At 40.6% G+C, this 15,346-nt stretch carries 11 protein-coding genes; 6 read left to right on the top strand and 5 right to left on the bottom strand.

Annotated elements, in window-relative coordinates; genetic code table 11:
* Positions 1 to 317: 317 nt before the first annotated feature.
* Positions 318 to 1,370 carry a Fic family protein gene (locus ACFOW1_RS14935; RefSeq protein ID WP_379015376.1) on the bottom strand — a complete coding sequence of 351 codons (1,053 nt, stop codon included), beginning with the start codon at positions 1,368 to 1,370 and terminating at the stop codon, positions 318 to 320.
* Positions 1,371 to 2,063: 693 nt separating this feature from the next.
* Positions 2,064 to 3,113, bottom strand: a complete 1,050-nt coding sequence (locus ACFOW1_RS14940; protein WP_379015377.1) for a 3-oxoacyl-ACP synthase III family protein — start codon at positions 3,111 to 3,113, stop codon at positions 2,064 to 2,066.
* 950 nt (positions 3,114 to 4,063) lie between these two features.
* Here ACFOW1_RS14940 and obgE point away from each other — a divergent pair.
* From obgE to rnc, 5 genes are all read left to right on the top strand, one after another.
* Positions 4,064 to 5,062, top strand: a complete 999-nt coding sequence (gene obgE, locus ACFOW1_RS14945; protein ID WP_379015379.1) for a GTPase ObgE — start codon at positions 4,064 to 4,066, stop codon at positions 5,060 to 5,062.
* Positions 5,063 to 5,477: 415 nt separating this feature from the next.
* Entirely contained in the window at positions 5,478 to 5,921 is a 444-nt protein-coding gene (locus ACFOW1_RS14950) for a hypothetical protein (RefSeq protein WP_379015380.1), read from the top strand.
* 262 nt (positions 5,922 to 6,183) lie between these two features.
* Positions 6,184 to 6,420, top strand: a complete 237-nt coding sequence (locus tag ACFOW1_RS14955; RefSeq protein WP_379015382.1) for an acyl carrier protein — start codon at positions 6,184 to 6,186, stop codon at positions 6,418 to 6,420.
* 95 nt (positions 6,421 to 6,515) lie between these two features.
* Positions 6,516 to 7,769, top strand: coding sequence for a beta-ketoacyl-ACP synthase II (fabF, locus tag ACFOW1_RS14960; RefSeq protein WP_379015383.1), 1,254 nt, complete (start codon positions 6,516 to 6,518; stop codon positions 7,767 to 7,769).
* 1 nt (position 7,770) lies between these two features.
* The gene (gene rnc, locus ACFOW1_RS14965) at positions 7,771 to 8,481 is read left to right on the top strand and encodes a ribonuclease III (RefSeq protein ID WP_379015385.1); all 711 of its coding nucleotides are present in this window, start codon (positions 7,771 to 7,773) and stop codon (positions 8,479 to 8,481) included.
* A 2-nt stretch (positions 8,482 to 8,483) separates the two neighbouring features.
* Here the strand turns inward: rnc and ACFOW1_RS14970 are convergent, their stop codons facing one another.
* Genes ACFOW1_RS14970 through ACFOW1_RS14980 form a run of 3 tightly spaced genes read right to left on the bottom strand, consistent with a single transcriptional unit; the run spans position 8,484 to position 11,151 of the window.
* The gene (locus ACFOW1_RS14970) at positions 8,484 to 8,930 is read right to left on the bottom strand and encodes a GNAT family N-acetyltransferase (protein WP_379015386.1); all 447 of its coding nucleotides are present in this window, start codon (positions 8,928 to 8,930) and stop codon (positions 8,484 to 8,486) included.
* A 47-nt stretch (positions 8,931 to 8,977) separates the two neighbouring features.
* The gene (locus tag ACFOW1_RS14975; protein WP_379015387.1) at positions 8,978 to 9,925 is read right to left on the bottom strand and encodes an FAD-dependent oxidoreductase; all 948 of its coding nucleotides are present in this window, start codon (positions 9,923 to 9,925) and stop codon (positions 8,978 to 8,980) included.
* Complete coding sequence (locus ACFOW1_RS14980; protein WP_379015389.1) at positions 9,925 to 11,151, bottom strand: trans-sulfuration enzyme family protein; 1,227 nt, start codon at positions 11,149 to 11,151, stop codon at positions 9,925 to 9,927. The genes ACFOW1_RS14975 and ACFOW1_RS14980 overlap by 1 nt, the downstream gene beginning before the upstream one ends.
* Positions 11,152 to 11,420: 269 nt before the next feature.
* Here ACFOW1_RS14980 and ACFOW1_RS14985 point away from each other — a divergent pair, with 269 nt between their 5' ends.
* Positions 11,421 to 15,227: a DEAD/DEAH box helicase gene (locus tag ACFOW1_RS14985; protein WP_379015390.1), complete on the top strand. Its 3,807-nt coding sequence runs from the start codon at positions 11,421 to 11,423 to the stop codon at positions 15,225 to 15,227.
* Positions 15,228 to 15,346 lie beyond the last annotated feature (119 nt).

The following is a 15,346-nucleotide window of genomic DNA, read 5'->3' on the forward strand; positions in this document are numbered from 1 at the left end:
GGGTCTCGTTGTGCCTCTTTGTGCCGTCCTGCCGTTGTGGTAAAATCTTCTTTCTTTCTATGTGCCTCTGTGCCTATGCGGTGAAAAAAAACTACGTGGTGAAATCTTCTTTTTTTCTATGTGTCTCTGTGCCTATGTGGTGAAAAAACACCTATGTGGTAAAATCTTCTTTCTTTCTATATGCCTCTGTGCCTATGTAGTGAAAAAAACACCTTTTGGTAAAATCTTCTTTCTTTCTATGTGCCTCTGTGCCTATGTGGTGAAAAAAACGCCTATATGGTGAAAAAACACCTATGTGGTGAAAAAAACACTTATCCTTATTTAAGGATAACTGAATACCACGTAGCTTTTCCTTGACCGTTCTTTTGGATATATTGTTTCGCGACAAGCGTTTCAAGATGTTTTTTAACAGTATTCCGATTGGCATTGGTAATGGCTACAATATCACTATTGGTGATACTACCTCTTGATTGAATGAGCGCAATAATTTGTAATGACAGTGGCGGCAATTGTACCATCAACAGTTGCTCTTTTGCAATCTTGTTTTCCAGTCTTTGCTTTTGTTGTCTTAATGCACTCAAAAAAAACAACAGCCAAGGTTGCCAATCTGGTGTTTCGGTTTGTAGTGTGCCTTGCGTTTGTCTTAATGCAAGATAGTAGGCTTCCTTATTTTGCTCTATGACCGCTTCTAAAGAACTATAGGGTACATATTGATACCCTTCTTTGAGCAATAAATAGGTAGTTAACACTCTAGATAATCTACCGTTGCCATCCTGAAATGGATGTAAGGCCAAGAACGTAACAATGACAATGGCACTAATTAAAAGTGGGTGTAGTTGTTTGTCTGCAAAACACTGTCTCGCCCATTCAATGAGTTGTGCCATTCGGATAGGCGTTTCAAAAGGGCTAGCCGTTTCAAATATCACACCAATACTTTTGCCATCTTGGTCAAATGCTTCAACATGGTTAGACGTTTTTTTATAGCTGCCGCTATGCCAATTATCCTTTGTGCTATATTGGAGTAGCATCCTGTGAAGCTGCTGGATATAGTTTTCTGTTAAGGGAATGTCTTGATAATTCTGGAAGATAATCGTCATGACTTCAGAATAGCCTGCTACCTCCGCTTCATCTCTGGTTGTAAACTTTTGAACGTCTAGATTAGTCAGTAATAGGCTAATAGCTTGGTCACTCAGTTTACTACCTTCAATGCGGGTAGAAGAACCAATGCTTTCAATAGTAGCTACCCTTTTTAATGAGGTTAATGTCTCTGGCGCCAATTGTCCCAAAGCCCTCCATGCGCCTTTAAATTCATCTATCTCAGCAATAAGTGATAAAATCTCTGGCGTTATTTGGATTGTTTCGATATGCATATACCCATAATATTACCCATAAATACCCAAAACTACAATAAATACCCGTATTATTACTCGTAAATACCCATAAATCTCCATAAAGTGCATTCGAAACCGCTTTGAGCCGTTGTATCTCTGCGAACTTCATCCCCTTGTGGTAAAAATTCCCCTTTAGGGGGCTGAGGGGCCTCTATGTGCCTCTTTGTGCCGTCCTGCAGTTGTGGTAAAATCTTCTTTCTTTCTATGTGTCTCTGTGCCTATGTGGTGAAAAAAACACCTATGTGGTGAAATTCTCATTTAAACCCCTTTAGGGGGGCTGAAGGGTCTCGTTGTGCCTCTTTGCGCCGTCCTGCCGTTGTGGTAAAATCTTCTTTTTATGTGCCTCTGTGCCTATGTGGTGAAAAAAACACCTATGTGGTGAATTCTCATTTAAACCCCTTTAGGGGGGCTGAAGGGTCTCGTTGTGCCTCTTTGCGCCGTCCTGCCGTTGTGGTAAAATCTTCTTTCTATGTGCCTCTGTGCCTACGTGGTGAAAAAACACCTATGTGGTGAATTCTCATTTAAACACCTTTTGGGTGAATGAGGGGGTCTCGTTGTGCCTCTTTGTGCCATCCTGCCGTTGTGGTAAAATCTTCTTTCTTTCTATGTGTCTCTGTGCCTATGTGGTGAAAAAAACACCTATGTGGTGAAAAACCGCCTAGTGAAACGTTCCTACCACTTCAACAACGCACTAGCCCAAGTAAACCCACTACCAAATGCAGCCAAACATACCAAGTCACCCGCTTTAATCTTACCCGCCTCATAGGCTTCGCATAAAGCGATAGGCACACTTGCAGCTGTGGTATTGCCGTATTTTTGAATATTGTTAAATACTTGGTCGTCGCGTAAGCCAAGCTTCTGTTGCACAAATTGGGCGATGCGTAGATTGGCTTGGTGCGGTATCAGCATATCAATATCACTCGGTTGTAAACCATTGGCTTGTAAAGCTTCTACAATCACTTCTGGAAATTTCACCACAGCTTTTTTAAACACACTTGGGCCATCCATATATGGAAAGTTTTGTGCCGAGTCAATCATCTCATGGCTCATAAACATTTCACCAATTTCTGCTTCAGGAAAAGTGGCGTAGTTTTTCGCCGCCCAATGATTGGCATGGGTGCCGGGGTTGTACATAGCCAATATTTCAGCACTCTCCCCGTCGCTGTGCAAATGGGTACTTAAAATCCCTTGGTTGGCTGCTTCGGTGGGTTGCAACACTACGGCGCCTGCACCATCCCCAAATATCACACTCACATTTCTGCCCCTTGTACTAAAATCTAACCCAAAAGAGTGTTTTTCACTACCAATTACCAAGATATTTTTATACATACCCGTTTTAATAAATTGGTCGGCCACACTTAACGCATACACAAAGCCACTACATTGGTTTCTAATATCCAAAGCGCCAATTTCTTTCATATGCATGGCACGTTGTACCAATACCCCACAGCCTGGAAAATAATAATCTGGCGATAAAGTGGCGAATATGATAAAATCTATGTCTTGGGGTGTGATGCCTGCCCGTTGGATGGCAATGGTGGCAGCTTCTACCGCCATGGTGGTAGTGGTTTCTTCAGTGCGGTGGGCATAACGACGTTCTTTAATACCAGTGCGCTCTTGTATCCATTCGTCATTGGTATCCATATACTTGGTGAGGTCCTTATTGGTAACAATAGTACTAGGGACATACATACCGATCCCTGCAATTTTACTTAGTGGCATTGACAATCTGATTTAGTTGCAGCAACGAAAATAGGCGAAATGTGCTTCTAGCGCCGCGCTTGTTTGAACTTGCTCGCAGAATTCGCCAATACATGCAGATGTACTGCAATCTATTTACCACAAAGGCACGAAGGCACAGCGATACACAAAGTAGCATTTGACGCCGTTCGTTCGATGCGTAATAGATAATACACGTAGATGTACTGCAATCTATTTACCACAAAGGCACGAGGGCACGGCGATACACAAAGTAGCTTTTTAGGCCATGCGTTCGACACGTAATAAATAATACACGCAGGTTTACTTAAATCTATTTACCACAAAGGCACGAAGGCACAGCGATACACAAAGTAGTATTTGACACCGTTCGTTCGATGCGTAATAGATAATACACGCAGGTGTACTGAAATCTATTTGCCACAAAGGCACGAAGGCACAGCGATACACAAAGTAGTATTTGACGCCGTTCGTTCGATGCAGAATAAATAATACCAGCAAGTGTATGGTAATCTATTTGCCAGAAAGGCACGAGGGCACGGCGATACACAAAGTAGCATTTGAGGCCATGCGTTCGACGCGTAATAAATAATACCAGCAGGTGTACTGCAATCTATTTACCACAAAGGCACGAGGGCACAGCGATACACAAAGTAGCTTTTGAGGCCATGCGTTCGACGCGTAATAAATAATACCGGCAGTTGTACTGCAATCTATTTACCACAAAGGCACGAGGGCACAGGGATACACAAAATAGCATTTGAGGCCATGCGTACTAAATGTAGCATATGTCGCTCGCTGATTTGACAAATAAATGCAGAATTTTTGAATCCCTTATTCTTTGAACTATCTTGTCTTATAATCGGTGTGCTTGCACTATTTCCCCCTTTGGTGGATTGAGGGGGCTAGTTTTACGCTACCTTTGCAAACGCTTTACTAAATTATTATAATACGTGTCAGAAAAGAATTTCATAGATTATATCCGCATTTTCGCTAGAAGTGGGCACGGTGGTGCAGGGCAAACGCATTTTATGCGCAACAAACTAACGGCCATGGGTGGCCCTGACGGTGGTGACGGCGGTCGTGGTGGGCATATTATATTACGTGGCAATGCCAATTTATGGACTTTATTACACTTGCGTTATTATAAAAATGTATTGGCACAAAACGGGGAAAATGGTAGCAAGAGCAATTGTACAGGTAAAGATGGAGATGATATTTATATAGATGTGCCCTTGGGTACCATTGCACGTGACGAAGAAACTGGAGAGATTGAAGCGGAAGTATTAGAACACGGACAAGAAATTATTTGGATGCGTGGCGGCCGTGGTGGTTGGGGCAACCAACATTTTGCCACTTCTACCAACCAAGTTCCGGAACACTCACAGCCCGGCGAACCTGGCGTAGAGGGCTATAAAAACCTCGAGTTAAAAGTATTGGCCGATGTGGGCTTGGTGGGCTTTCCAAATGCGGGTAAGTCTACTTTATTATCAGTAATTACAGCGGCTAAACCCAAAATAGCCAATTATGCGTTTACCACCTTGGTGCCGCAGCTCGGCATGGTAGAATACCGTGATGGTAAAAGCTTTTGTATTGCCGATTTGCCAGGTATTATTGAAGGCGCCGCAGAAGGGAAGGGTTTGGGGCATCGTTTTTTGCGTCATATAGAGCGTAATGCCTGTTTGTTATTTTTAATTCCTGCCGATAGTGACGACCATAAGCGTGAGTTTGAGGTATTATTAAATGAATTAGAAGAGTACAACGAGGAGATGCTTGAGAAGGATTTTATTATAGCCGTGAGTAAAAGCGATATGCTAGATGAAGAACTAAAAGCCGCTATTAGTAAAGAACTGCCTACAGACGTACCGCATTATTTTATTTCTTCGGTGACCAATACAGGCTTGCTAGAACTAAAAGATGCCCTTTGGAATATATTGAATAAGCCTGCTTAAGTATTTAGAATTGCGTAAATGATAGAAGAGAGGATATATAGGCTTTTTGCTTATGTATCCTCTCTTTTTATTTTTAGCTAGTTGGCGTAAACGGTAGTCCCCTTTTTTGAGAAAAAACGAGTGTATTTAGATAGTAATAGCAATTGTATGTACCTGAATATAGGTATGTTAAAATGCTGTTACGGAACTGTTTGCGAAAATTTGCCAAATCCTTTGGGTTACTTTTTAGCCTACTCGGGTATTAAGGGTATCATTAGCAGATGTAAAAAACTTTTTTCCCTCTCTCCAACGATATGTCTTGTCTGCTAGCAATGAAAGAAACCTGTTAATTCCACGTTTGCGCCGCCATAATGTTACCCTTTTGCTTGGCTTGTGAATAACAATTTTATTATTAATTTTTTAAATTGAAACAGTTATGAACATGCAAACATTCAACAACATCGCAAAAAGAATCATCGTCCTAAACATGGTAGTAATCACCCTTTGCTGCGCAGTACAAGCAAAAGCTACTACCATCAATGCGACCAAGTTTCCAAACACAGTATTAGATAGCGCGTCAGCTCCTAAACTAGACCTTAAATATGTAGGTAATACCACCGACGGTTTAGAATTTGATGTGCGCTACAATAATATCAGTGGTAAGTACTTCTATTTTGTGATTAAAGATGGTAATGGTGTTGTATTATTTGAACAATCTTACAAAAACAAAGTCTTTTACAAAAAAGTACAATTGCCAGAAGTAGGTGATATTAAAGCATTATCGTTTACTATTTTAAATGATAAAGACGAAATTGTACAAACAAAAGAGGTAAAAATTACCACCAATTTTGTAGAAGATGTTTTCGTAAAAATCAACTAAACCGCTTTTACCAATTACAAAATCCATTACAATAACAACCAGCTAGGGGTAACTTTTATAAAAGTTACCCCTAGCGTTTTTACCAGTAAATACGAGTAACTAATTGATTATTAATGCTATTTTGCATCAAAAATGGGCATAAAGCATCCCTTTGATGTTAGTAACCACCTTAAATTTTCCCATTCTCAAACAAAATTCATTTAAAAACTTGCGGTTTTACCAAAAAGTATATTTTTGCACCCGTAACTAAAAAATAATTACAATGTCAGACATCGCAACAAGAGTGAAAAAAATTATCGTTGATAAATTAGGAGTTGACGAAGCAGAAGTTACCACAGAAGCTTCTTTTACCAACGACCTCGGTGCCGATTCTTTGGATACCGTTGAATTAATCATGGAATTTGAAAAAGAATTTAACATTTCAATTCCAGACGAGCAAGCTGAAACCATCACTACCGTTGGTCAAGCAGTTGCTTACTTAGAAGAAAACGCTAAGTAGTTTTCACTCGCTTTTCTTAAAGAATAATTTAAAATCCGCCTTACTTAGGTTTAAGCCAAGGTAAGGCGGATTTCTAACTTAAAGGCTTTCCCAATATGGCACTTAAAAGAGTTGTAGTAACAGGTATTGGTACGTTAACACCAATAGGTAATAATTTAGATGATTACTGGCGTAATTTGGTGAACGGCGTGTCGGGTGCTGATAAGATTACACTATTTGATGCTGCAAAGTTTAAAACACAGTTTGCTTGCGAGGTAAAAGGTTTCGATCCTGTGAACCACATGGATAGAAAAGAAGCCAAACGTATGGACCGTTTTGCGCAATTATCCATTGCTGCAAGCGATATGGCAGTGAGCGATAGTGGCATTTCAAAAGAAAATGTAGATGTAGATAGAGTGGGTGTCATTTTCGCAAGTGGCATCGGTGGTATTAATACCTTCCAAGAAGAAGTGATGAATTTTGCAAAAGGGGATGGAACGCCACGTTTCAATCCTTTCTTTATCCCTAAAATGATTCTAGATATAGCCGCGGGGCAAATATCGATGCGCCATGGCTTTAGAGGGCCTAACTACGCAGTGGTAAGTGCTTGTGCAAGCAGTACCAATGCCATGGTATCTGCATTAGACACCATTCGCCTAGGTAGAGCAGATGTGATTTTATGTGGCGGCGCAGAAGCGGTGATTTGCGAAGCAGGGGTGGGTGGCTTTAACGCCATGAAGGCCATGAGCGAACGCAACGATGACCCTACCACGGCTAGCAGACCTTACGATAAAGACCGTGATGGCTTTGTAATGGGCGAAGCGGCGGGTGTATTAGTATTTGAAGAATATGAGCACGCTATTAAACGCGGTGCCAAAATATATTGTGAAGTGGCTGGCGGCGGCGCCACTGCCGACGCGCACCATTTAACAGCCCCACATCCTGAAGGATTGGGCGCTAAAAACGTGATGCTTGCCGCCTTGAAAGATGCGGGCATGCAACCAGAAGAAATTGACTATATCAATACACATGGTACCTCTACCCCACTAGGTGATGTGGCTGAGGTAAAAGCCATCACCGATGTATTTGGTACACACGCTTATCAATTAAATATCAGTAGTACCAAATCGATGACCGGTCATACCTTAGGTGCGGCAGGGGTGATAGAAGCCATTGCTTGTATCCAAAGTGTGGTACATGATATCGTACCGCCTACCATTAACCATTTTACCGACGATCCAGATTTGGATAACCAACTGAACTTTACTTTTAATACCGCGCAAAAACGTATTGTTAACGCTGCCTTGAGTAATACATTTGGTTTTGGTGGTCATAATGCTTGTGTAATAGTTAAAAAATACGTGGCATAACGTGGTGGACATACTCAAAAGATTACTTAAAAAATCAACCACCCAATCATTTGAAGAGAATGTAAAAAATACCTTAGGCATCAAGCCTACCAATATGGGTATTTATTACACCGCTCTTAGCCACCGTAGCGTAAAAGATAGCCCTGAAGAAAATAACGAACGCTTAGAATATCTAGGCGATGCGATATTAAGTGCTATCGTAGCTGACTATCTATTTAAAAGATACCCATATAAAGGCGAAGGTTTCTTAACCGAAATGCGCAGCAAAATGGTCAATCGCCAACAATTGAACGATATTGCTGTGAAAATGGGGTTAAAGAAGATAACCCTTTTTAATAAATTCGATAATTCGCTGCGTAACAGCCAAATTTTTGGTAATACACTAGAAGCCGTTGTTGGTGCTATCTATTTAGACAAAGGTTACCGCAAAACGCAGCAATGGGTGTTAAAGCAAATTGTGATCCCACATATGTTTGTGGATGATTTAGAATTGATAGACATCAATCTGAAAAACAAACTCATAGGCTGGGCCAGTAAAAATGGCAAAGTGTTGACGTTTGACTTGGCCGAAGAAAAACTAGAAAGTGGTAGGCGCATTTTTATCATCAATACAGTGATTGATGGGGAAATCATTACCCAAGGTAAAGGCTTTAATAAAAAAGACGCTAGCCAAATAGCGGCACAAACCGCAATAGAAAAATTAGGCTTATAATATTAAAAGTCAATAATGCCATTCATCCACTCAGGATCTAAAGTGGCATTGTATTTTTTGTAGAAATTAATAGCAGGCGCGTTCCAATCAAGCACTTGCCAGCACATGCGTTTAAAACCTCTGTTTTTCGTTTCTTGCATTACGGCTTCAAACAATAACTTGCCTAGGCCTTTGCCGCGCATTTGCTCAGTAACCAATAAGTCTTCTAAATAAATACATTGGCCCTTCCAAGTGCTATAACGGATATAGTACAGCGCAAAACCTTGCACCACACCTTGTTCATCTTCTACTACAAATGCCCACCACACAGGATTAGCCCCAAAACCGCTCTCTTCAAAATGTTCCAACGTCACAATCACTTCATCAGGCGCTTTTTCATAGACCGCCAATTCTTGAATCAAGGCCAAAAGTCTTTGACAATCTGCTTTTACTGCGTTTCTTAGTGTCATATTTATTACAGGAATTGTTTATGAGAGGATAGTTATCAGTATCCCCTTTAAGGGTTAGGGGTCTCCATCAATTGCAATACCGCTTCGGCGCAGCCAAACGACAAGGTAAAACCACTGCCCCCATGGCCATAGTTGTGAATGATATTGGTATCGGTTTCTTGCGCTAAGCGTACCGTGGCTCTAAATGGTCTTAAGCCTGCCCAACTACCGATAATACGCTTGTGTTGCAATTCAGGAAATACATTACTGGCTTTCACCAATAACTGTTGCAAAGTGTCTGGCTCGGTAGTTTCAACGCCTACATGTTCTTCATAAGTACCGCCAATAATGGTGGCGTCTTGCCTAGGTACAATATAAGTGGGTGTATGATTATCTAGAAAAATAGCATCTGGAAAACCTGGTTCTACAAGTAATACTTGGCCACGAACAGGAAAAAGATGGTTATCCTTGCATAAGTCAACAGCACCTAGGCCTGCACAGTTGACCACCACATCGTAGGCGGTAGCTATCGTAGCTAAGTTAGTGATTGTTGCCTCTTTAAACACAACGCCTTTGTCTGTTAACAGACCTTGTAAATAAGGTAAAAACAATTGTGTTTCTACCAAGGGCACCATGGCTTGAAAGCCCTGTTGGTAGCCGGTTGGCAATTGTTCCCTAGGTACTTCTGTACAGGTATTGGGCGGCATAAACTCGATCCAATTAGCATCATCCACTATACCCGCTTTAATACCCTTGACGATTTTGATAAAGCTGATACCACTTGCTGGGTCTGCCGATAAATCTTTAAAGTATTGATAACTTGTTGCTACCCAACCAATACCTCTTTGGTCGCCACGAACATGGTAAGGAAACCAAAAGGCGGCGGCCCTATTGGAAGTGGTATGGGGCGAAAAAGCCTTTGCCAATACTGTTACTTGAAATCCTTGATTGGCTAGAACATAAGCTGTAGATAATCCACTAATGCCTGCCCCAACCACTGCTACTGTTTTACCCATTATGATGCCAATGCTTGTTCAAAATCGGCTAAAATATCAGCCACGTTTTCTATACCAACACTTAAACGGATTAAGCCATCGGTAATACCAAATTTAAGACGTTCTTCTCTTGGTACGCTAAAATGCGTCATACTTGCTGGGTGTGATAATAATGTATCTACAGTACCTAGACTAACAGCCCGCACACACATTTGTAATTTATCAATAAATTGTTTACCCGCATCTAAACCGCCCTTTAGCTCAAAACTCATCAAAGCACCAGGATGTGTCATTTGTCGTTGACACAAATGGTAATCGGGATGTGAGGTTAAACCATTATAATTCACTTGCGCTACCGCAGGATGTTGCTCTAAAAATTTAGCCACAATCATGGCATTGCTACAATGGCGCTCCATGCGGAGTTCTAAGGTTTTCATGCCAGTAATTAGTAAATAGGCATCAAAGGGATTGCCATTGCCTCCCAATAAGGCATGCCATTTCCACATTTTGGTTTTCATCAATTCAATGTCTTTACCAATAAGCACGCCACCAATAGCCGTACCATGACCATTTAAAAACTTGGTAGTGCTGTGAAATACAAAATCAACGCCATATTTAAACGGTTGTTGCAAATAAGGCGTGGCAAAAGTATTATCGACACTTACGAGCATATTTTGTGCTTTTGCTAGCTTGGTAATCGCATCAATATCTACACATTGAATGGTTGGGTTAGCGGGTGTTTCTAAATGCACCAACTTAATAGATGGATTGTTTTGGATAGTCTCTACGGCAATATTTAAATCACGCAAATCGGCGATGATAATATTAATACCGCTTTGCGCCAATACTTTGTGCATGAGTTCGTAAGTGCCACCATATAACGAAAAATGTGATAATATACTATCGCCACTTTGTAAATTGCCCAAAAATAAAGTAGCCATCGCTGCTTGTCCGCTAGCGTGTAACAAAGCTTTTAACTGCAAAGGTTGTCCCGCTGCATCGGTTAGCCCAAAAGCCTCTAACGCCGCAATGGTTTCTTCCGCATTTTTAAAAGTGGGATTGCCCCAACGGCTATATATTTTTTCTTTATCAAGGCTGGCAAAGCGCTCCATACCTTGTTCTGCTGTATCGAATGTAAAGGTAGAAGTGGCGTAAATAGGGGTGACATGTGAAGATTCGGCATGGTGATTGTCTGCACCATGAATAGCAACGGAACTAATACCTGTTAATGGAAATGTTTGGCTCATACATTAATTTGTCTGTGAAAATCAAATGTAACACTATGGACACACATTTGTTTGCTTAATTGATTAGTGGTCTTCCCTAATTGGCAGCGTATTTTGTGAACAATCGGCTTACAAATACCCTAAAAATGACATAATTAACAAACATTTCATCCACAGCCAATAATAAATACTTTATACTCTCACTATCATTCCTTTACATTTGTAAATTGCATTTTTCGCAGGCTGCCTGGTTTTAGCTAGGCAAAACATCAATCTTATCAACTAAAAAAATGGCTTTACCGTATCTCGTTAAACATATTTATAACAATGGTTCGGAAGAAGTAATTCGTCGTGGCAAGAAAATACATGCTTTGGGCAATGTAGAATTAATAGAGTACGATGAGTTAATGGCATCTGTCAATTTTCGGGTGAAAGACGATAGCTATGCTACTTATTACAAAGTGTATGTATCGCAGTTTAAAGATCCTACTACATTAAAACTGCGCTGTACTTGTCCTTATAACCTCAGCGAAATTTGCCGCCACAAAGCGGGCACCCTGTTTACGTTGCAAGAAATGCTGGATAAAAACATGCTGGGCGAACGTGAATTGGTATACGATCAAAAGCATACTGTGGTAAAAATGAAAATGCTGGATTTAAAGATGATCCGCATGCTCTCATCACCAGAAAGTTTTATCACGGCCGAGAATTTTTTACAAGATAAAAAAGCCAAAATAGTCAGCGCCAAAGACGAACGGGTAACCGCTAATGTAGAAATGGGCGGCACGGTGTACAACCTCGTTTTACTGAAAAATGAAGAGCGCAATTTTGATACGAGCTGTACTTGTAATAGCGATACCAAACACCCCTTATGTGTCCATAAAGCCATTGTGTTTTTACAATTACTAAAAGCCAAGGGCGCGAATTATTTCGATACCATCCGCAATTGGGACGCTGTTAAAAATAAATTATTGAGTATTTATGGCTACAGCCTCAGCGACGATTTAAAAGGTAAGTTTGAATTTACCTACACGGATGGCAAACCATTTTTGCGTGTATTAGATACTTCTATCAAACGCGTGATTACCGTAACCAATACCGTAGATGTAAAACCAACCGTGGTAGAGGAAGTACCAAAGCCACAAAGCAAAGTAGATGCCACCAATGAAGCCTTTGAAGCCACAGAAATTAAGGAACAAGTGCTGGCAAATAAAGCTGCATTTAAGTTGGGGGTTGTAATGACCACCAACGAACAGCAATATCCTTTCATACAAATAGATGCGGTTCAAGGCGAAACAGACGAAGACTTTTCTAAATACACAAGTAAGGTAGAGAGACTAGATTTAAACAAATTCATCAACACCGACGTGTTTAATGAAGATGATAAAATGATGGTACAGCTATTGCGGAAATTATTGCCTGTAGAAGTTAATAAATACCTGAACCGCAACTCGCCTTTTAGTGGTATTTGGGAAAATATTGTACAGCAGCATACCGATGAATTGCCCGAAGAAACCCGCAACCTCATTAACGAGTATTTACAACCTAAGTATAAGAAATTATTGGCCGATTTATCTGGTAGTAATTTTGTGTTTTATCTCCCTTTTAAGAAAAGCTTTACCACCGCAAACCTTGAATTAGCAGAGTTTTCAGCCGAAAACATCTTGCCTACGTTTGCCGTAACTTATGAGGAAGGGAAATACACAGTTGAGTGCAATGTAAAATTGCCTTCGGCAGAATTAAATATCACCGAAAATGAATGTGCTGGTGTGATGTTGTTTCAATACCACAACCAATTTTTTACTTGGAACAGAAGTGAAGACATTTCAGTGGTAAGTAAATTTTTGCCTACCGGTAAGTTGGTCATTGATGCTGCCGATTGGGCCAACGAATTGCAAGCGTTTATTTTACCATTAACGAAAGACTATAATGTCAATTTTGGTAATCTTGAAAAAGAAGAGATACGGGATGTATTGCCAGACTGTAAAATACTCTTGAAAGAGAAGGGCGATTATCTGGTATTAGAACCAGTATTTAGCTACAAAGGCTACGAAATCAGACAAACGGATAAAGACAAGATTATATTGCCAGTTGCCGATAAAATTTTGGTGATTCAACGCAATGTAGAAGCAGAGAAAAACTTTATCCAAAAAATAGAAAATCTACACTCTAATTTTATTCGCCCGGCAGACAATTATACACTTGCCCTTAAAGGTGCTGATGTATTAAAGAACAATTGGTTTTTCTTGTTTATCGATGCGGTAAAAGACATGAATGTAACCGTGTATGGCTTTGATGCCTTGAAGCATTTTAGGTTCAATACGGCCAAGCCTTCTACCAAAATATTTATCAGTAGCAATACCGATTGGTTTGATGCCAAAGTCCAAATTAGTTTTGGCGAACAACAAGTAACGGTAGACGATATTAAGCAAGCCCTTGTCAATAAGCAACAGTACGTACAATTACAAGATGGCACATTGGGTATCTTGCCTGAAGAATGGATCAAAAAATATGCGCTCTTATTTAGAGTAGGGGAGGGTAAAAGCACTAGCATTAAACTGAGTAAATACCATTTTAGTGTAATTGAAGAGCTCTACAACGAGCGCAACGAGGAAGAATTATTTTTTCAGCTAGAAGAAAAATACGAAAAGCTAAAAGAGAATTATGCCATTAAAGATATCGAGCCGCCAGCCCACTTAAAACCCATTTTACGACCATATCAAGAAAGCGGTTTTCAGTGGTTAAACTATTTGCGAGAAGTGCAGTGGGGCGGTATTTTGGCAGATGATATGGGTCTTGGTAAAACCATACAAACCCTCAGCTTTATGTGCCACTTAAAAGAAGAATTAGGCTCACTGAAAGCTTTGGTAGTATGTCCTACTACCTTGATGTATAACTGGCAAAATGAGATCAGCAAATTTGCACCCAACCTCACCTTTTATATTCACCACGGCGGTAGCCGATTGCGTGAAAATTTACAGCAAGACCATATTGATGTCATTATTACCACTTATGGTACCCTACGTAGCGATATTAAGCAGTTTGTAGATATGAACCTCGACTATGTGGTATTAGATGAAAGCCAAGCGATTAAAAACCCAAGCAGTAAAGTAGCCAAAGCGGCATGCTTGCTACGCGCCAAAAACCGCTTATGCCTCAGTGGTACGCCTCTACAAAACAATACATTCGACATATTTGCCCAAATGAATTTCTTAAACCCAGGCATGCTTGGCAGTGTAGAATTCTTTAAACAAGAATTTGCTGTGCCTATCGATAAGTTTGGCGAGAAAGAACAGAAAGAACATTTGCGTAAGCTATTATATCCTTTCATTTTGCGCCGCACCAAAGAACAAGTGGCAAAAGACTTACCAGAGAAGCAAGAAATGGTGCTTTTCTGCGAAATGGGCGATGAGCAACGTAAAATATACGATGCGTTTAGAAACGATTTTAGAGAGAAAATTTTAGGTACGGTAGATGCACAAGGTGTTGGCAAATCGCAATTAACCATTTTGCAAGGCCTAATGAAGCTGCGTCAAATATGTGATAGCCCTTATATCATGAACGAGCCAGAGCGCTATCCGAATGTGTCGGTAAAGCTTGAAGAAATTGGTCGTGAAATCACTGAAAATATTGGCAACCACAAAGCATTGGTCTTCTCACAGTTTTTGGGTATGCTCGCTTTAATCAAACAACGCTTACAAGAACTTGGGGTAGCTTACGAATATTTTGATGGTAGCACTTCTGCAACCGACCGTGAGAAAGCCATTCAAAACTTCCAAAACAATGAAGAATGTCGGGTGTTCCTAATCTCACTCAAAGCGGGTGGTGTGGGTTTAAATCTTACAGCGGCAGATTATGTGTACATTGTAGACCCTTGGTGGAATCCTGCGGTAGAACAGCAAGCCATTGACCGAACCCACCGTATTGGCCAAACCAAAAACGTATTTGCGTATCGCATGATCTGTACCGATACCGTAGAAGATAAGATTTTAAAACTCCAAGAACGTAAAAGAGCCTTGGCGAGAGACCTCATCACCGATGATGACGGCTTTGTGAAGAGCCTTACAAGAGAAGATGTGGAATACTTATTCTCTTAATAGGAATATGGTCGTAATATGCCCATACAACCGACGTTGTATGGGCATTCTTGTTCTAGGCTGATAAAAATATTTTTGACTGCTTATCTACCGTGAAAATCTCTCCAGTCCCTTTCCGC

Origin of the sequence: Parasediminibacterium paludis (assembly GCF_042651445.1) — a bacterium.
Taxonomy (GTDB): Bacteria; Bacteroidota; Bacteroidia; order Chitinophagales; family Chitinophagaceae; genus Parasediminibacterium; species Parasediminibacterium paludis.